Origin of the sequence: Escherichia coli DSM 30083 = JCM 1649 = ATCC 11775, from assembly GCF_003697165.2 — a bacterium.
Lineage (GTDB): Bacteria > Pseudomonadota > Gammaproteobacteria > Enterobacterales > Enterobacteriaceae > Escherichia > Escherichia coli.
The window spans coordinates 2,366,088-2,384,780 of the sequence record NZ_CP033092.2; the positions used below are offsets into that span (position 1 = coordinate 2,366,088).

The following is an 18,693-nucleotide window of genomic DNA, read 5'->3' on the forward strand; positions in this document are numbered from 1 at the left end:
ACGCGCAATTTCTGAAAAATATGTCTGACGGTAACCAAATGCAGCAATACATTTGTTTTAGCAATACAATTGCTGCACACTATTCTAAAAGCCGCATAATATCTTAGCAAGCTAATTATAAGGAGATGAAATTGGAATCGCCACTAGGTTCTGATCTGGCACGGTTGGTGCGCATATGGCGTGCTCTGATAGACCATCGCCTGAAACCGCTGGAGTTAACACAAACCCATTGGGTTACGTTACACAATATCCATCAGTTACCTCCAGACCAGTCGCAAATTCAACTGGCAAAAGCGATTGGCATCGAGCAGCCATCACTGGTCCGTACGCTGGACCAACTGGAAGAAAAAGGGTTAATTTCGCGTCAAACTTGTGCCAGCGATCGTCGGGCTAAACGTATTAAACTGACGGAAAAGGCAGAGCCACTGATCAGCGAAATGGAGGCTGTTATTAACAAAACCCGCGCGGAAATTTTACATGGCATCTCCGCAGAGGAACTGGAACAACTGATTAAGCTCATCGCAAAACTTGAGCATAATATCATTGAGTTACAGGCCAAAGGGTGAAATGAAGGGGGCGTGTGGTCAGTAACCTGACCACACGCAAACTTATTTAGCGCGGGGAAACGGTCACCTGACTGCCATTGCTGGCCAGTACGACACGTTGGCCTGGAGAGAAATGAGTGTTCCCTTGTTTCTGTACCACCATGATGGTGTTGCCATCATCTTTACGAATTTCCAGCTCGACACCCTGCGTTTTGTTCATTGCACTCTGTACGCCCTGACCGGCTACACCACCTGCAACAGCCCCTGCTGCAGTAGCCAGAGAACGCCCGGTTCCGCCACCAATAGTATTTCCCAGGAAACCACCAAGTACAGCACCGCCAATTGCGCCAATAACGTTGGAATCATCACCGCCCTGAATCTGTACCTGACGTACATTAACGATGGTGCCATAGCTGACATTCTGTACTTGTTTCGCTTCAGAAGCGGTATAAACATCCCCTGACAGGGTGTCGTTATTAACACAACCGACAAGAGACAGACCTACCATTGAAACAACCAATACGCGTTTAATCATTGAAAAATCTCCTGTTCACCATGAAACGCCACGCAAGCATCCCTCATGGTCAAAGTATATGGCATATGTGAATCCATGGTTACATGTTCTACCAAATATGAGCAAATCATAATGAAAGTAGGATCAACCAATTATAAACAAAATATTCATGATGATTATTGATTTGAAGATAATGTTTTACTACCAACGGTAAAAATTGGTCATTCCGCATGGTATTCACGAAAAGTTTATGTTTGAGTGGTGCGCAAACGTCAGATTGAAAAAGGATGAACTATGAAATCGGGCCGCTTTATTGGCGTTATGTCAGGCACCAGCCTTGATGGTGTTGATGTTGTGTTGGCGACAATTGATGAACACCGGGTCGCACAGCTGGCAAGTTTGAGCTGGCCGATCCCGGTGTCTCTGAAACAGGCTGTACTGGATATTTGCCAGGGCCAGCAGCTTACACTTTCGCAGTTTGGACAGCTTGATACTCAACTCGGGCGACTTTTTGCTGATGCGGTCAATGCCTTGCTTAAGGAACAAAACCTGCAGGCGAGAGATATCGTTGCGATCGGCTGTCACGGTCAAACCGTCTGGCATGAACCGACGGGCGTGGCACCACACACTTTACAGATTGGCGATAACAATCAAATTGTTGCGCGCACCGGAATTACGGTTGTCGGTGATTTTCGCCGTCGCGATATTGCCTTGGGAGGACACGGTGCACCGCTGGTACCTGCGTTCCATCATGCGCTGCTGGCTCACCCAACCGAGCGACGAATGGTGCTCAATATTGGCGGCATCGCCAATCTGTCACTGCTCATTCCTGGCCAGCCGGTTGGGGGCTACGATACCGGTCCTGGTAACATGCTGATGGATGCCTGGATCTGGCGTCAGGCCGGTAAACCTTACGATAAAGATGCCGAGTGGGCACGGGCGGGTAAAGTTATTCTCCCACTGCTGCAAAATATGCTCAGCGACCCATATTTCTCGCAACCCGCACCGAAAAGCACCGGACGCGAATACTTTAACTACGGCTGGCTGGAGCGCCATTTGCGCCATTTTCCGGGGGTTGATCCCCGTGATGTGCAGGCCACACTGGCAGAACTCACCGCCGTGACCATTTCTGAACAAGTTTTGTTGAGCGGTGGCTGCGAACGATTGATGGTATGTGGTGGAGGTGGTCGTAATCCGCTACTCATGGCGCGTCTGGCGGCATTACTGCCAGGCACAGAAGTCACCACCACCGATGCCGTTGGCATTAGTGGCGATGACATGGAAGCATTGGCGTTCGCCTGGCTTGCCTGGCGAACGCTGGCGGGATTACCAGGAAATCTGCCTTCCGTCACTGGCGCAAGCCAGGAGACGGTACTGGGGGCTATTTTCCCCGCTAACCCGTGATATCAGAGTTAACTGAATTTTTCTTACCGCGTCTGCCGTTACACTTGGAACGTTAGGGAGGGCGTATTGCCCTCCAGACCAGGAAAGTCTTCGGGATATGTCTATGAAAAAACTGTTACTGATCTGTTTGCCGGTGCTTCTCACCGGCTGTAGCTCGTTCAATCAACTGGTTGAGCGCATGCAAACCGATACGCTTGAATACCAGTGTGATGAAAAACCGTTGACGGTCAAACTGAATAATCCGCGCCAGGAAGTCAGTTTTGTTTACGATAATCAACTGCTGCATCTCAAACAGGGCATTTCAGCATCTGGTGCACGTTACACCGACGGAATCTATGTTTTCTGGTCGAAAGGCGAGGAAGCGACTGTCTATAAACGCGATCGCATCGTCTTGAGTAACTGTCAGTTACAAAATCCGCAGCGTTGAGATTTTTCCAGGGGCGGCGCACAATAGCGTCACCCACTGACAATCCGTAAAGAAAACCATGTCTGATAACGACGAATTGCAGCAAATCGCGCATCTGCGCCGTGAATACACCAAAGGCGGGTTACGCCGCCGCGATCTACCCGCCGATCCATTAACCCTTTTTGAACGTTGGCTCTCTCAGGCTTGTGAAGCCAAACTGGCTGACCCTACCGCGATGGTGGTCGCTACCGTGGATGAACATGATCAGCCTTATCAGCGCATCGTTTTACTCAAACATTACGACGAAAAAGGCATGGTGTTTTACACCAACCTCGGCAGCCGTAAAGCACATCAAATCGAAAATAATCCGCGCGTTAGCCTGCTGTTCCCGTGGCATACCCTTGAACGCCAGGTGATGGTGATCGGTAAAGCGGAACGACTTTCGACTCTCGAAGTGATGAAATATTTTCATAGCCGCCCGCGTGATAGCCAGATTGGTGCATGGGTTTCGAAGCAGTCCAGTCGCATTTCTGCCCGCGGTATCCTTGAAAGTAAATTCCTGGAGCTGAAGCAGAAGTTTCAACAGGGCGAAGTGCCATTGCCAAGTTTTTGGGGCGGTTTTCGCGTCAGCCTTGAACAGATTGAGTTCTGGCAGGGCGGTGAGCATCGCCTGCATGACCGCTTTTTGTACCAGCGTGAAAATGATGCGTGGAAGATTGATCGTCTTGCACCCTGAAAAGATGCAAAAATCTTGCTTTAATCGCTGGTACTCCTGATTCTGGCACTTTATTCTATGTCTCTTTCGCATCTGGCGAAAAGTCGTGTACCGGCAAAGGTGCAGTCGTTATATACATGGAGATTTTGATGGCAAGCAGTAACTTGATTAAACAATTGCAAGAGCGGGGGCTGGTAGCCCAGGTGACGGACGAGGAAGCGTTAGCAGAGCGACTGGCGCAAGGCCCGATCGCGCTCTATTGCGGCTTCGATCCTACCGCTGACAGCTTGCATTTGGGGCATCTTGTTCCATTGTTATGCCTGAAACGCTTCCAGCAGGCGGGCCACAAGCCGGTTGCGCTGGTAGGCGGCGCGACGGGTCTGATTGGCGACCCGAGCTTCAAAGCTGCCGAGCGTAAGCTGAACACTGAAGAAACTGTTCAGGAGTGGGTGGACAAAATCCGCAAGCAGGTTGCCCCGTTCCTCGATTTCGACTGTGGAGAAAACTCTGCTATCGCGGCGAACAACTATGACTGGTTCGGCAATATGAATGTGCTGACCTTCCTGCGCGATATTGGCAAACACTTCTCCGTTAACCAGATGATCAACAAAGAAGCGGTTAAGCAGCGTCTCAACCGTGAAGATCAGGGGATTTCGTTCACTGAGTTTTCCTACAACCTGTTGCAGGGTTATGACTTCGCCTGTCTGAACAAACAGTACGGTGTGGTGCTGCAAATCGGTGGTTCTGACCAGTGGGGTAACATCACTTCTGGTATCGACCTGACCCGTCGTCTGCATCAGAATCAGGTGTTTGGCTTGACCGTTCCGCTGATCACCAAAGCAGACGGCACCAAATTTGGTAAAACTGAAGGCGGCGCAGTCTGGTTGGATCCGAAGAAAACCAGCCCGTACAAATTCTACCAGTTCTGGATCAACACTGCGGATGCCGACGTTTACCGCTTCCTGAAGTTCTTCACCTTCATGAGCATTGAAGAGATCAACGCCCTGGAAGAAGAAGATAAAAACAGCGGTAAAGCACCGCGCGCCCAGTATGTGCTTGCAGAACAGGTGACACGTCTGGTGCATGGTGAAGACGGTTTGCAGGCGGCAAAACGTATTACCGAATGCCTGTTCAGCGGTTCCTTGAGTGCGCTGAGTGAAGCGGACTTCGAACAGCTGGCGCAGGACGGCGTACCGATGGTTGAGATGGAAAAGGGCGCAGACCTGATGCAGGCGCTGGTCGATTCTGAACTGCAACCTTCCCGTGGTCAGGCGCGTAAAACTATCGCCTCCAATGCCATCACCATTAACGGTGAAAAACAGTCCGATCCTGAATACTTCTTTAAAGAAGAAGATCGTCTGTTTGGTCGTTTTACCTTACTGCGTCGCGGCAAAAAGAATTACTGTCTGATTTGCTGGAAATAATGCATTAAGTGGAAAGGGGGAGTGAGAAATCACTCCCCCTGGTTTTTATACAGGGAACATGATGAAAAATATTCTCGCTATCCAGTCTCACGTTGTTTATGGTCATGCGGGTAACAGTGCGGCAGAGTTTCCGATGCGCCGCCTGGGCGCGAACGTCTGGCCGCTGAACACCGTTCAATTTTCTAATCACACCCAATACGGCAAATGGACTGGCTGTGTGATGCCACCCAGCCATTTAACCGAAATTGTGCAAGGCATTGCCGCCATTGATAAATTACACACCTGTGATGCCGTATTAAGTGGCTATCTGGGATCGGCGGAGCAGGGTGAACATATCCTCGGTATCGTTCGTCAGGTGAAAGCAGCGAATCCACAGGCGAAATATTTTTGCGATCCGGTAATGGGTCATCCGGAAAAAGGCTGTATCGTTGCACCGGGTGTCGCAGAGTTTCATGTGCGGCACGGTTTGCCTGCCAGCGATATCATTGCGCCGAATCTGGTTGAGCTGGAAATACTCTGTGAGCATCCGGTAAATAACGTCGAAGAAGCGGTTCTGGCAGCGCGCGAACTCATTGCGCAAGGACCACAAATTGTGTTGGTTAAACACCTGGCGCGAGCTGGCTACAGCCGTGACCGTTTTGAAATGCTGCTAGTCACCGCCGATGAAGCCTGGCATATCAGCCGTCCGCTGGTGGATTTTGGTATGCGCCAGCCGGTAGGTGTTGGTGATGTGACGAGCGGCTTACTGCTGGTGAAACTGCTTCAGGGGGCAACGCTGCAGGAGGCCCTGGAACATGTGACCGCTGCAGTATACGAAATCATGGTGACCACAAAAGCAATGCAGGAATATGAGCTGCAAGTGGTTGCTGCTCAGGATCGTATTGCCAATCCAGAACATTATTTCAGCGCAACAAAGCTCTGAAATATCTCATTTCGGCCCACAACGACCTGTGGGCCGATGGCTATTACTTTAAGCCTTCCGCTGACAGCGCGTCTTGTACTTCCGGACGTTCAGCCATACGTTGCATAAATGCCGCAATGTGCTCTAACCCTTCCAGATTCAGTTTCACCGCGTATGCCCAGCGCAGAACCGTAAACAGATAGGCATCAGCAATTGTAAATCGTTGCCCGCAGATCCAATGCTCATCCTTCAGTGCCTCGTTCACATATTGCAGCTTCTTCTCCAGCTGCGCGCGAACTGTCGATTTGTACTCTTCCGGTGTATCAGGGCGAAACAGAGGTGTGAAACCTTTATGCAGCTCGGTGGCGATGTAATTCAGCCATTCGATGGTTTTATAGCGGGAAATACTGTTTACCGGTGCCAGCAACTGGCGGTCGGGGACGCTGTCGGCAAGATACTGCATAATCGCTACGCCTTCCGTCAGCAAAGTACCATCGTCCAGCAGCAATGCAGGTACTTGTCCCTTAGGGTTAACGGCAAAGTAATTGTCACCGTTTTCGAGACGTTTTTTCATTAAATCCACACTGACGAGCGTAAAATCCTTTCCGCTCTCACGCAGGGTGATATGGGAAGCGAGAGAGCAGGCGCCCGGTTTGTAGAACAATTTCATCGGTAACTCCTTTTGTCTGTGGTTTAAAGTATGGTAGTGCGTTGCTGAACAAAAAAAAGCCGCTAACGAAAAGTTAGCGGCTTGTAAAAGAGTTTCCCTGAATTTTACGCTACGGCTGCTTTCGCCGCTTTGTCTGCAGCGTCATCCTGCGTCATGCGGTGCAGTTTCGGCGCGGTAAACAGCATCAGTACTGCAATAACGGCAGTAGCGACACCAATCTGCAAGAATACGCGACCATAGACTTCCAGTGACATCAGCGGATCGGTAACGTTATCCGGCACAGCCATCATACCTGCAACATAACCACCAATCAGGTTTGCACCGGCAGTGGTCAGGAACCAGCTACCCATAATGAAGCCCATCAGACGCTGCGGAACGAGTTGTGCAACCATTGCCAGACCCAGGCCAGAGATCATCAGTTCCCCGATACTCTGCAGGCCATAGCTCGCGACCAGCCAGCTTACAGACACGATACCAGCGTCAGACGCGAATTTCGCACCCAGCGGCAGAATCAGGAACGCACCAGAACACATCACCATGCCGATAGCAAACTTGGTTGGCATTGGCAGGGTATCGCCCATCTTGTTATAGATAGCGGCCAGAATCGGGCTACCAATGATGATCCAGAACGGGTTCAGTGCCTGATACTGCTCAGGTTCTACGGCCAGGCCCAGAATGGTGTGTTCAACGTTACGAATCGCAAAGAAGTTCAGTGACGTTGGCATCTGGCTATAAAGCACGAAGAAGATAATGGCTTCGAGCATCAGGATGAAGGCAACGATCATTTTACGACGCGCAGCACCTTTCATCGCGAAGGCTTCTTTACCGAAGATAACCACGATACCGAAGGCAACAACGCCCAGCGCCATACGCGCAACTTCCTGATTGTGCAGCAGCCAGGTGGCGATAGCGATCAGTGCCACAACACCAATAATGGTCAGCAGCAGGTTACGGTAGTTGATAGGCTCGAAGTCTGGTTTTGAACCGTACTGTTTAACCCAACGTTGGCAGAAGGCGAAGTTAACGATAGTGATCAGCAGGCCTACAACGCTCAACGCAAACGCAACACTCCAGCCGTATTTCGCGGCCAGCCACGGCGTAGCAATCATAGAGAAGAAAGAGCCGATGTTGACGGACATGTAGTACATGGTGAATGCACCGTCCAGACGCGGGTCGTTTTTCTCATAGCATGTAGAAAGCAGAGAAGACGGGTTAGCTTTAAACAGGCCGTTACCGACCGCAATAGCCGCCATACCCATATAAACGATACCGGCGTCGTGACCAGACCAGGCAACCAGAGCATAACCAATCGCCAGCACAATAGCGCCGAGCATAATTACGCGTTTAGTACCCAGTACCTTGTCACCTAACCAGCCGCCGATAGCGACCAGACCATAAACCAGGGCACTAAAGGAAGAGAAAAGGGTGATTGAATCCGCTTCAGACATACCCAGTTGTTTAACCAGGTAAACAGCCATAATTCCTTGTAGGCCGTAATAACCAAAACGTTCCCATAACTCAATCGAGAAGATGAGATAGAACGCCTTCGGTTGTTTAAAAGCGTTCAAACTGACGCTTTCAGTTGGTTTTTGGTTTGCAGTGGACACTTTTACCTCTTTTTTTACATCCCATATTAACGGGGGTGCTTTCTCGCGTTATGTCTAAAAAACATACGCGCAATTGTTATAGTGGGAGGGGAAACGGCAGGTAATGTTCACTATCTTGCACTTTCAGACAAGTCCTTTGTAATAATCTGTTACATATAACTGAGGCGGGGAATTCAACCATTCCGGGAAATGTTATCCAGCGTTAAATTTTTCAAAAAACGTAACGGCAGATTTTTTCACTACCCTGAGAGGGTGATGATGGCTTAATGGCGATATGTTCTACTATTTGGCGTTTTTCCTAGTGAGATAGTCCAGTTTCTGAAAAATAGCCAGTGTAATGTTTTGTAGGTCAATATTTGTTGCGTGTGTAAATTTAAATGATTTTAACCTGATTCTTGCAATGTTTTTACATTGCCACAGCATCGTGATCTTGATCACGAATGAATAGAAAATTTCGCTATTAAAAAAACAATTAACCTGCATTTTTGGTTATCTGCAAACGGATTACCTGATGATAACGCTAAGCAATGGCATCATTGACGTTAAAAAGATGTTTTAAAAGAGGATAAAGAAAGGTTATGAATGGGGTAATCGGTGTTACCCCTGATCTTTAGATGTCAACTTTCTCTTTGTATTCACAAAGATCTTCAATAATACAAGAGCCACAGCGAGGCTTGCGGGCAATGCAGGTATAACGCCCGTGCAGAATCAACCAATGGTGGCAGTCGACTTTAAACTCTGCCGGAACCACTTTCAGTAGCTTTTCTTCTACCTGTTCGACGTTTTTCCCCGGCGCAAATTGAGTACGATTGCAAACGCGGAAAATGTGCGTGTCGACAGCAATAGTCGGCCAGCCGAATGCAGTGTTTAATACGACGTTGGCTGTTTTACGACCTACGCCAGGCAGGGCTTCAAGCGCAGCACGATCTTCCGGAACCTCGCCATTATGTTGTTCCAGTAATATACGGCAGGTTTTGATGATATTTTCTGCTTTGCTGTTATAAAGGCCAATCGTTTTGATATAGGTTTTCACCCCTTCAACGCCCAGTTCAAGCATCGCTGCAGGCGTATTAGCCACCGGGTAGAGTTTCGCCGTCGCCTTATTAACACTGACATCGGTCGCCTGAGCGGAAAGCAGTACGGCAATCAGCAATTCAAAAGGCGAACTGAAATTAAGCTCGGTGGTGGGATGAGGATTGTTCTCACGCAGGCGAGTGAGGATCTCCAGGCGTTTTGCTTTGTTCATCAGACATTCCCTGTTTCACCGTTTGGCAATGCACGTTCGGCAACTGCTTCAGTACGGCGCTTTTTCATTTTTTCATCAATCAGGTATTTTCCTGCCAGCATCAGTCCCAGGCCAATAAATGCACCTGGTGGCAGCATCGCCAGCAGGAAAGGGGAGTCGGTGCGGAAAATCTCCACGCGTAATACTTTCGCCCAGCTACCTAACAGCGCATCTGCACCGTCAAACAACGTGCCATTGCCGATAATTTCGCGTAGTGAACCCAGCACGAACATGGCGCAGGTTGCGCCCATACCAATTGAAAAGCCGTCCAGTGCCGAAAGCGCCGGACCTTTTTTGGCGGCGAAGGCTTCAGCGCGGCCCACAACGATACAGTTAGTGACAATCAGCGGAATAAAAATCCCTAATGATTGATACAGGCCAAAGGCGTAGGCGTTGATCAGCATCTGTACAGCGCTGACCACCGAGGCGATGATCATCACGTAAATGGGAATGCGGATCTCGGCGGGCGTCCAGTGACGCAGCGTCGAAATGGTCAGGTTGGTTAGCGTCAGTACCAGCGTAGTCGCAAGTCCTAAACCCAGAGCGTTAGTGGCAGTGGACGTGACCGCCAACAGCGGACAAAGGCCGAGCAACTGGACCAGCGCAGAGTTGTTTTTCCACAACCCCTGAACAATAACGTCTTTAATTTCGCTCACGTTTTATTCTCCACAGGCAGGAAGTTGAGAAAGTTGTGCCGGTAACGTCTGAGCGTACAATCCGGCGCGTTTTACCGCATTAACCACCGCGCGGGGAGTAATCGTCGCGCCGGTGAACTGGTCGAAATCACCACCATCTTTCTTCACCGCCCAGTTCGCATCATCCGCACCACTGATTTTTTTACCCGCAAAATGGGTGATCCAGTCAGAAAGGCGCAGTTCGATTTTATCGCCAAGCCCTGGCGTTTCGTGGTGCTCAGTCACGCGCGTGCCAAGTACCGTGCCGTTAAAATCGGCTCCCACCAGCAGCTGAATCGCACCGGAATAGCCATCTGGCGCGGTTGCTTCCAGAACGGCAGCTACCGGTTTGTCATCCTGTTTGGCGATGTAAACCCGATGCTCACCTTTACCTAACTCTGGCGCAGTTACCAGATAGCAACTCTGTGCCAGCGCATTGTTATAGCGTTCAGCTGGCAGCACCTGATCAAATAACGCCTTTTGTTGCAGACTGGCCTGTTCAGCAATTGTCGTTTTGGTCATCTGGTTGATGGCCGCAGTTAACCCTGTTGAACCCGCTGCAAAGAGCGCCAACGTAATGCCGTGTTTTCGGATAGTTTTCAGCATGGTTTACCCTTTGCGATGGCCGTAGACGCGCGGACGCGTGTAGTAATCGATCAGAGGAACCGTGATGTTCGCCAGCAGGACGGCAAAAGCAACGCCGTCAGGATAGCCGCCGAAACTGCGGATCATCCAGACTAATAAGCCCGCCAGCGCGCCGAAAATAAGACGACCACGATTGGTCGTAGAAGCGGTAACCGGGTCAGTCAAAATAAAGAATGCGCCGAGCATGGTCGCACCAGACAGCAGATGAATTTGCGGTGCTGCCAGAGTATCTGGTGAGAACAACCAGCCCAACGTTGCGCATAACGCCAGCGTTACTAAGAAGCTGAGGGGAACATGCCAGCGAATCGCTTTCTGCCATAGCAACCACACGCCGCCAGCCAGCCAGGCGAGATTTACCCATTGCCAACCAGCGCCCGCCAGAATACCGCTGTAGATCGGATATTGCATAATCTCTTCAACCGAATGACCGGCACGGACAGAGGTTTTAAATGTATCCAGCGGTGTCGCCTGACTAATGCCATCAATACCTAAGCGTAGCGTGTTCATATCACCACCACTGGTGGTATGACCACTGAAAATAACCTGTATGGCGTCGATAAAACCAGGGATGTTGACCGCAATTTCATGTGGCGGTAACCAACTGGTCATCTGCACCGGGAAGGAGATCAGTAAGACCACATAACCAATCATTGCCGGATTAAACGGGTTTTGCCCCAGACCGCCATACAACTGTTTAGCGATGATCACCGCAAACACCGTACCCAGCACGACCATCCACCATGGCGCGAGAGGGGGAATACTTACCGCCAGCAATAAGCCTGTCAGCAATGCTGAGTTATCTTTCAACGTTGCAGCTACCGACTGCTTGCGTAGTTTGAGGACGAGAGCTTCGGCCAGAAGAGCACTGACCGACGCCAACAGGATCTGAACGAGAGTACCCCAACCAAAAAACCACAGTTGCGCTGCGATTCCTGGCACGGCTGCGAGCAATACCAACAGCATAATGCGCGATGTCTGGCGCTGGTTATGGGTATAAGGGGAGCTAGCTATTCTGAATACCATTTAGTCCTCGTTTACAACCTTTTGCTGGGCGGCTTTTTTGGCCTGAACGCGGGCAATAGCCGCAGCAACTGCCGCTTTGCGCGGATCAATCTGTTCTTCTGGCTCTGCATTAGCCTGTTGCTGTTCCAGCTTGCGTGCTTTGGCACGGGCAATAGCCGCTTCGACGGCAGCTTTGCGCGGATCAATCTGTTCTTCTGGCTCCGCATTAGCCTGTTGCTGTTCCAGCTTGCGTGCTTTGGCACGGGCAATAGCAGCTTCGACGGCGGCTTTGCGCGGATCAATCTGTTCTTCTGGCTCCGCATTAGCCTGTTGCTGTTCCAGCTTGCGTGCTTTGGCACGGGCAATAGCAGCTTCGACGGCGGCTTTGCGCGGATCAATCTGTTCTTCTGGCTCCGCATTAGCCTGTTGCTGTTCCAGCTTACGTGCTTTGGCGCGGGCAATAGCCGCTTCAACTGCAGTTTTACGTGGATCAGCAACGGTTGCAGCGTCGTTAGTTTGCTGCAGTTCTGCCTGTTTCGCTCTGGCTTGCGCTTTACGGGCTTCCCGTGCTGCAATAATTGCACTGTTATCCGGGCGTTCGCCCGCTTTAATCACAATAGGCTGTGTAGCCTGGGCCTGTTTCTCTTTCACCCGCGCCAGAGCGGCAGCAATCGCATCTTTATCTTTGGCTGCAGGTTGAACGGCTGCGCTCTTATGTCGTTCAAGGCGAGCCGCTTTTTCGCGCTCCAGACGAGCCTGGCGCGCTTCGAAACGCGCTTTGGCTTCTGCGGCGCGCTTTTCTTCCTGACGAATAGCCGCAATTTCAGCTTTTTCCTGACGGAAATATTGCACCAGGGGGATATTGCTCGGGCAAACCCACGCGCAAGCTCCACATTCAATGCAGTCGGCAATGTTATGCGTGGTGGCTTTATCGTGTTGCTGACCTTTGCTGAACCAGTACAGCTGTTGCGGCAAAAGATCCGCAGGGCAGGCGTCAGCACAGGCGCTACAACGGATGCAACTTTGTTCTTCCTGTGGTTCGCCAAGTTCATTGGCAGAGGGAGCCAACAGACAGTTGGTAATCTTTACGACCGGGACATCCAGCCACGGCAAGGTAAAGCCCATTAGCGGGCCGCCCATAATCACCATTTGATCGGCAGAGGGGCAGAATCCGGCATCATTCAATAAATGACGCACTGGCGTACCCAGCCGTGCCCAGACGTTGCCCGGGCGAGCGATTGCTTCGCCAGTCAGGGTCACGACACGCTCGGTAATCGGCTCGCCATCAATAACGGCACGTTTCACTGCATAAGCGGTGCCGACGTTTTGCATTAATACGCCGATATCGGATGAACGCCCGCCATGTGGAACCTGCTTCCCGGTCAGAATGTAGGTTAATTGTTTAGCACCGCCAGAAGGATATTTGGTGGGAATCACCCGCAGAGAAATATCGTGAGAGTCTGCCAGCACCGCGCGCAGCATGGAAATCGCCTGCGGTTTGTTATCTTCAATACCGATAAGAATTTCGCGTGGCTGCAGAATATGCGCAAGGATGCGGATACCCTCTACGACCTGAGCCGCACAATCCTGCATCAAACGGTCATCGGCGGTAATGTACGGCTCGCACTCAGCAGCGTTGATAATCAACGTTTCAATCTTATCTCCGCCGCCCTGCAATTTAACGCCTGTCGGAAATCCCGCACCACCCAGCCCGGCAACACCAAACTGATGAATGCGCTCGATTAACTCTTCGCGACTGCGAGAGCGATAATCGGCCCAGCCGTCGCGCGGGATCCAGCAGTCTTCGCCATCGGCATCAATAATCACACTTAATTCAGCTAAAGCTGAAGGATGAGCCGTAGAGTGGGGCGCAATAGCCGTAACGGTACCCGAGGTGGGCGCGTGAACCGGCAGCATTTTGCCGCGACCACGGGTAAGCGGCTGGCCGCGCAATACTTTATCGCCGACGCTAACGCACAACTCACCTTCAGCGCCAATATGTTGTTTCAGTGGAATGACAAAACGCTGCGCCAGTGGTACCTGGCGCAGGGGCGTACCGTTGGACTGGGTTTTCATCTCCGGTGGATGGATGCCGCCGTTGAAATCCCAGATTTTATTTTTTCTGAATGCAGAGAATAACTTAAGCATGGTGTTCCACGGGAATGATACGCACGGGAATGGTGTTCAGATCCCATTTCCAGGAGTCAGGAGTTTCTGCGACCGGTTGCAACGAGATGCAGTGCGTCGGGCACGGATCAACACATAAATTGCAGCCCGTACAGAGATCACTCATTACCGTATGCATGGCGCGGGTAGCGCCAACGATGGCGTCTACCGGACACGCCTGAATACATTTAGTGCAGCCAATACAGTTATTTTCATCAATCACCGCCACCATCCGCGCTGGCGTTAGCTCTTGCGCTTCGCCATCCAGCGGCTGCGGCTCGACATTAAGCAACTCGGCAATTTTTAGCATCACAGCTTCGCCACCTGGGGCGCAACGGTTGATTTTTTCACCGTTACAGCTGATGGCTTCCGCGTAGGGGCGACAGCCGGGATAACCGCACTGACCACACTGGCTCTGCGGTAAGATTTCGTCAATTTTCTCAACGACCGGATCGTCTTCCACCGCAAAACGGCGGGAGGCATAACCCAGAATGGCGCCAAACGCCAGGCCCAGCAGGCTCACGGCGGCAACGGCAATCCAGATAGCATTCATTACAACTTCACCAAACCACTAAAGCCCATAAAGGCCAGAGACATAAGACCTGCGGTAATTAACGCAATGGCATTACCGCGAAAAGGTGCCGGGACATCAGCCACAGCAAGGCGTTCGCGGATGGCGGCGAAGAGCACCATCACCAGCGAGAAACCGACAGCGGCGGAAAAACCGTACAGTGCTGACTGCAAGAAATTGTGCCCGAGATTGATATTCAGCAACGCCACGCCGAGCACGGCACAGTTGGTAGTGATAAGCGGCAAAAAAATCCCCAGCAGACGGTAAAGTACCGGGCTGGTTTTGCGCACCACCATTTCGGTGAACTGCACAACCACAGCAATCACCAGAATAAACGCCATGGTGCGCAGGTATATCAGATTAAGTGGGATCAAAATCCACGTATCGATAAGCCAGGCGCAAATAGACGCCAGCGTCATCACAAACGTTGTTGCCAGCCCCATGCCCATCGCGGTTTCCAGCTTTTTGGAAACCCCCATAAACGGACAGAGACCGAGAAACTTGACCAGTACAAAGTTATTGACCAGTACAGTTCCGACAAACAGTAACAGGTAGTCAGTCATTTTTCGGCCTGAAATAAAAAAGCCGCCTATTATCCGTTAATCCAGAGCAGGCGACAACAGGTTAACTGTAAGGTTATTACGGATTCACAAACGTCGCTTTCACCCGCGACGAGCGTTTGAAATAGGGGACGATCAATGCGGTTGCCAACAAAGTAAACAGCAACTGGCGAACGGCTATGCCATCTTCTACGGGTGAAAAAGCGAACGCTTTTACTGCCAGCAATACGGAAATAAGCAGCCAGATAATATAGTGTTTAGGAACACAACGCCGACGTTTAAAGAAAGCGATGGTCAACCACAGTGTGTAATACCACATGGCGATAGCGGTAATAAAAGAAACGCCCCATAAGATTTGTGTCGTCAGTGCTTGTCCGCCGAGCGTTTGAAATGTTTGCGGAGAAGATAACGCAGCGGTATACAGCAACAACGCCAGCGTCGTACTCAACAGAGCGACTAAAAGCCAGGCCAACGGGCCAAGCAACCAGCCTCCAATACGTTGTGGCGTTGTGGTGGTCATAGGTTCTCCAGAATAGCGACGCAAACAGACAAATCTAATTTTAGGGGCGTTATTATAAGGCTTTTATAACCGATCGCTACTTTCTTTACTGGACATAGTGCCAGACGGACTTCGGTACCTGGCCGAGGTCAAACAAACGCCCGCCAGAAACCAGCTCTGCGCGACGGTGATCGGCAGCACGATACATATTGATCAGTTCCTGATCGTCCGTCAGGGTGTAATTAAGATGATCGTAGAGTTTTTCCAGACTTTCGAGTGAACTGATTTTGCGAAATTTTAATAAGTAGTCCTGAACAGTCATAAAAGGTCCATAAAATAATCAATACCAAAGGGGTAGGTATTATTAGTGATGATAAAATTTCACCAAAAGTGAACGCTTGTGTTATTACAATAATAAGAATGTGCTGATGGCAAATATTCAGGGATGAAAAACTGCTCTGGAAAGAGTAACGCGCTTTACTATCCCTGACAATCATCAACAACATCGAACAAGATAATAAATTCCTGGTTTAATATCCGACAAGTGAAAACATGCACCCGGACGGGCAGCATGTCGCTCAACAAGTGCAGAGCTTACTTGTGTTGTACTGTAGTACTCTGTTCAGGTGGCTGATAGTTGTCAATGTGACTCGCCACGCCAAGAAGAATGACTGAAACGACAAGAACGATCCAACCTGTTAATTCAATAAGACGATTCATTACAGCCCACATCTCTGTTGATTGATCCATTAACTTCAGGGGGTAAATGTTACTTAGCAATAATAGCTCCAGCAAGATTTTTACTGAGGTTTTTGCAATATTTAGCTTTTGTCGTTGGAAAAATCGCTATTTTTTTGACTTAAGTTAAACAACATCCCTTATTGCTGGCAGGTTATTAAACTGTTGAGCGAGGGTAAAGGATAGTGTCAAATAGCCATCATACTTCAATGAGAGGCAATGACATGAGCGACAACATCCGTGTTGGGTTGATTGGGTATGGTTATGCGAGCAAAACCTTCCATGCGCCCCTGATTGCGGGCACGCCCGGGCTGGAGCTGGCGGTAATCTCCAGCAGCGATGAAACAAAAGTAAAAGCTGACTGGCCAACGGTTACGGTTGTCTCTGAGCCGAAGCATCTGTTTAACGATCCCAACATAGACCTGATTGTCATTCCTACACCCAACGATACCCATTTTCCGTTAGCCAAAGCGGCGCTTGAGGCGGGTAAACATGTGGTCGTTGATAAACCCTTTACCGTGACACTGTCACAAGCGCGAGAGCTGGATGCGCTGGCAAAAAGCCTGGGGCGAGTGCTGTCTGTATTCCATAACCGTCGCTGGGATAGCGATTTCCTGACGCTTAAAGGTTTGCTCGCGGAAGGCGTGCTGGGTGAAATTGCTTACGTTGAGTCCCATTTTGACCGCTTCCGCCCGCAGGTGCGCGATCGTTGGCGTGAACAGGGCGGCCCAGGCAGCGGTATCTGGTACGATTTAGCACCGCACCTTCTTGATCAGGCCATTACGTTATTTGGTTTACCGGTTAGCATGACGGTAGATTTGGCACAGTTACGGCCCGGAGCGCAGTCGACCGATTATTTCCACGCTATCTTGTCCTATCCGCAGCGGCGAGTGATTTTACACGGCACCATGCTGGCAGCAGCCGAGTCAGCACGGTATATCGTGCATGGATCCCGAGGCAGTTATGTGAAATATGGCCTCGATCCACAGGAAGAACGTCTGAAAAATGGCGAGCGTCTGCCGCAGGAAGACTGGGGCTACGATATGCGCGATGGCGTACTTACCCGCGTGGAAGGTGAGGAACGTGTCGAAGAAACGCTGTTGACAGTGCCGGGGAATTATCCGGCTTACTATGCGGCTATTCGTGATGCGTTAAATGGCGATGGTGAAAATCCGGTTCCGGCAAGTCAGGCAATCCAGGTAATGGAGTTGATTGAGCTGGGCATCGAATCCGCCAAACATCGCGCGACTTTGTGCCTTGCGTGAAAAGGGGATGGTGCAATTAGCACCATCCATTTTTGTTACTTCGCGGCGACTTTTTCTCGCAGTGCGCGTTTTTCCTCTGCGCTGAGGAAAGCCATTTCCAGACCATTAATCTGTGCCTGGCGGATTTGCTCGCGGGATAACCCAGCAGCTGGCGCGGCAACGGTATATTCGTGAATGATATCCACTCCCTGCACGCCTGGATCGTCAGTGTTAATGCTGGCACGAATGCCATGCTCAAGGAACGTTTTCAGCGGATGTGCAGCCAGATCCGCCACGGTGCTGGTCTGAATATTGGAGGTCAGACAGGATTCAATACCAATTTGTTGCTCGGCGAGAAAATCCATCAGCGCCCGATCTTCAATGGCTTTTACGCCATGTCCAATACGCTCCGCCCCCAGTTCACGAATCGCCTGCCAGATGCTTTCCGGTCCGGCAGCTTCGCCTGCATGGACGGTAATATGCCAGCCCGCATCACGCGCGCGGTTGAAATGAGAAAGGAACAGACTTCCCGGGAAACCAAGTTCATCACCGGCTAAATCAAGTGCGGTAATCTGGTCACGGTGGGCTAAAAAGGCCTCCAGCTCTTGCTGACAGGCGGCTTCGCCGAAGGTCCGGCTCATAATACCGATAAGCTTCGCCTGCACACCAAAGGTGCGGCAACCTTCACGTACGCCATCGATCACCGCTTCGACAACACCCGCTACAGGCAGCTGATGTGCCATTGCCATGTAGCCTGGTGAAAAACGCAGCTCGACATAGTGCAGGCCGTTACGGGCTGCATCTTCAATGTTTTCAAATGCCACGCGGCGGCAGGCATCAAGAGAGGCGAGAACTTTAACGCCCCAGTCAAGTTTAGTCAGAAAGCTCACCAGATCGGGTTCGTTGGCAATGACCTGAACGTGGGGAATCAGTGTTTCCAGGGATTGTGCAGGAAGCGAGATATTATACTGGCGGCCAAGTTCAAGAATGGTCTGGGGACGAATGTTGCCATCAAGGTGGCGATGGATATCAGTTAATGGCAGGGTGGTATCAATCATGGTCGCACTCTTTTTCTGGATATAAAAGTGCGCACCATTATAAAAACAAAGCAGGGTAAAAATCC

The 18,693-nt window shown here is 50.6% G+C and carries 21 protein-coding genes; 7 read left to right on the top strand and 14 right to left on the bottom strand.

All coding sequences use genetic code 11. The annotated features are described in order from the left end of the window. Nucleotides 1–131 precede the first annotated feature (131 nt). Entirely contained in the window at nt 132–566 is a 435-nt protein-coding gene (gene slyA / locus EAS44_RS12535) for a transcriptional regulator SlyA (RefSeq protein WP_000445640.1), read from the top strand. Between the two features lie 46 nt (nt 567–612). On the opposite strand, the gene slyB is transcribed toward slyA, so the two are convergent. Continuing rightward, complete coding sequence (gene slyB / locus EAS44_RS12540; RefSeq protein ID WP_000597201.1) at nt 613–1,080, bottom strand: outer membrane lipoprotein SlyB; 468 nt, start codon at nt 1,078–1,080, stop codon at nt 613–615. A gap of 273 nt (nt 1,081–1,353) precedes the next feature. On the opposite strand from slyB, the gene anmK reads away from it, so the two are divergent. The 5 genes from anmK (at nt 1,354) to pdxY (ending at nt 5,930) form a co-directional block, all read left to right on the top strand. Continuing rightward, a complete protein-coding gene (gene anmK, locus EAS44_RS12545) occupies nt 1,354–2,463 on the top strand; it encodes an anhydro-N-acetylmuramic acid kinase (protein WP_000835051.1) in 1,110 nt (369 codons plus the stop codon). A 97-nt stretch (nt 2,464–2,560) separates the two neighbouring features. Next, nucleotides 2,561–2,890, top strand: coding sequence for a C-type lysozyme inhibitor (gene mliC / locus EAS44_RS12550; protein WP_000061979.1), 330 nt, complete (start codon nt 2,561–2,563; stop codon nt 2,888–2,890). A gap of 58 nt (nt 2,891–2,948) precedes the next feature. Then, a complete protein-coding gene (gene pdxH / locus EAS44_RS12555) occupies nt 2,949–3,605 on the top strand; it encodes a pyridoxamine 5'-phosphate oxidase (RefSeq protein ID WP_001282316.1) in 657 nt (218 codons plus the stop codon). Between the two features lie 128 nt (nt 3,606–3,733). Next, nucleotides 3,734–5,008: a tyrosine--tRNA ligase gene (gene tyrS / locus EAS44_RS12560; RefSeq protein ID WP_001339629.1), complete on the top strand. Its 1,275-nt coding sequence runs from the start codon at nt 3,734–3,736 to the stop codon at nt 5,006–5,008. A 61-nt stretch (nt 5,009–5,069) separates the two neighbouring features. Beyond that, nucleotides 5,070–5,930: a pyridoxal kinase PdxY gene (gene pdxY / locus EAS44_RS12565; RefSeq protein WP_001296097.1), complete on the top strand. Its 861-nt coding sequence runs from the start codon at nt 5,070–5,072 to the stop codon at nt 5,928–5,930. A gap of 43 nt (nt 5,931–5,973) precedes the next feature. Here the strand turns inward: pdxY and gstA are convergent, their stop codons facing one another. From gstA to blr, 12 genes are all read right to left on the bottom strand, one after another. Then, nucleotides 5,974–6,579: a glutathione transferase GstA gene (gene gstA / locus EAS44_RS12570; protein ID WP_000765765.1), complete on the bottom strand. Its 606-nt coding sequence runs from the start codon at nt 6,577–6,579 to the stop codon at nt 5,974–5,976. 104 nt (nt 6,580–6,683) lie between these two features. Further along, nucleotides 6,684–8,186 (bottom strand): dipeptide/tripeptide permease DtpA, encoded by a 1,503-nt coding sequence (gene dtpA / locus EAS44_RS12575; RefSeq protein ID WP_000100937.1) that lies wholly within the window; start codon nt 8,184–8,186, stop codon nt 6,684–6,686. Between the two features lie 610 nt (nt 8,187–8,796). Beyond that, complete coding sequence (gene nth, locus EAS44_RS12580; RefSeq protein WP_001030339.1) at nt 8,797–9,432, bottom strand: endonuclease III; 636 nt, start codon at nt 9,430–9,432, stop codon at nt 8,797–8,799. Then, on the bottom strand, nt 9,432–10,127 hold the full coding sequence (gene rsxE / locus EAS44_RS12585) for an electron transport complex subunit RsxE (RefSeq protein ID WP_001289658.1): 696 nt from the start codon (nt 10,125–10,127) through the stop codon (nt 9,432–9,434). Before rsxE ends, nth begins: the two co-directional genes overlap by 1 nt. Nucleotides 10,128–10,130: 3 nt before the next feature. Then, nucleotides 10,131–10,751: an electron transport complex subunit RsxG gene (gene rsxG / locus EAS44_RS12590; protein ID WP_000920791.1), complete on the bottom strand. Its 621-nt coding sequence runs from the start codon at nt 10,749–10,751 to the stop codon at nt 10,131–10,133. A 3-nt stretch (nt 10,752–10,754) separates the two neighbouring features. Beyond that, the gene (rsxD, locus tag EAS44_RS12595; protein WP_000231939.1) at nt 10,755–11,813 is read right to left on the bottom strand and encodes an electron transport complex subunit RsxD; all 1,059 of its coding nucleotides are present in this window, start codon (nt 11,811–11,813) and stop codon (nt 10,755–10,757) included. Beyond that, nucleotides 11,814–13,940: an electron transport complex subunit RsxC gene (rsxC, locus tag EAS44_RS12600; RefSeq protein WP_000915721.1), complete on the bottom strand. Its 2,127-nt coding sequence runs from the start codon at nt 13,938–13,940 to the stop codon at nt 11,814–11,816. After that, entirely contained in the window at nt 13,933–14,511 is a 579-nt protein-coding gene (gene rsxB / locus EAS44_RS12605) for an electron transport complex subunit RsxB (RefSeq protein ID WP_000991809.1), read from the bottom strand. Before rsxB ends, rsxC begins: the two co-directional genes overlap by 8 nt. After that, complete coding sequence (gene rsxA, locus EAS44_RS12610) at nt 14,511–15,092, bottom strand: electron transport complex subunit RsxA (protein WP_000133202.1); 582 nt, start codon at nt 15,090–15,092, stop codon at nt 14,511–14,513. Before rsxA ends, rsxB begins: the two co-directional genes overlap by 1 nt. A gap of 76 nt (nt 15,093–15,168) precedes the next feature. Beyond that, nucleotides 15,169–15,609 carry a DUF2569 domain-containing protein gene (gene ydgK / locus EAS44_RS12615; RefSeq protein WP_000214176.1) on the bottom strand — a complete coding sequence of 147 codons (441 nt, stop codon included), beginning with the start codon at nt 15,607–15,609 and terminating at the stop codon, nt 15,169–15,171. 85 nt (nt 15,610–15,694) lie between these two features. Next, on the bottom strand, nt 15,695–15,910 hold the full coding sequence (gene ydgT, locus EAS44_RS12620) for a transcription modulator YdgT (protein WP_000217950.1): 216 nt from the start codon (nt 15,908–15,910) through the stop codon (nt 15,695–15,697). A 272-nt stretch (nt 15,911–16,182) separates the two neighbouring features. Then, nucleotides 16,183–16,308, bottom strand: coding sequence for a division septum protein Blr (blr, locus tag EAS44_RS12625; protein WP_001296096.1), 126 nt, complete (start codon nt 16,306–16,308; stop codon nt 16,183–16,185). 242 nt (nt 16,309–16,550) lie between these two features. Here blr and ydgJ point away from each other — a divergent pair, with 242 nt between their 5' ends. Further along, complete coding sequence (gene ydgJ, locus EAS44_RS12630; protein ID WP_001282503.1) at nt 16,551–17,591, top strand: oxidoreductase; 1,041 nt, start codon at nt 16,551–16,553, stop codon at nt 17,589–17,591. A gap of 35 nt (nt 17,592–17,626) precedes the next feature. Here ydgJ and add read toward each other — a convergent pair whose 3' ends face one another. Beyond that, nucleotides 17,627–18,628 (bottom strand): adenosine deaminase, encoded by a 1,002-nt coding sequence (gene add, locus EAS44_RS12635; RefSeq protein ID WP_000567511.1) that lies wholly within the window; start codon nt 18,626–18,628, stop codon nt 17,627–17,629. Nucleotides 18,629–18,693: the final 65 nt, after the last annotated feature.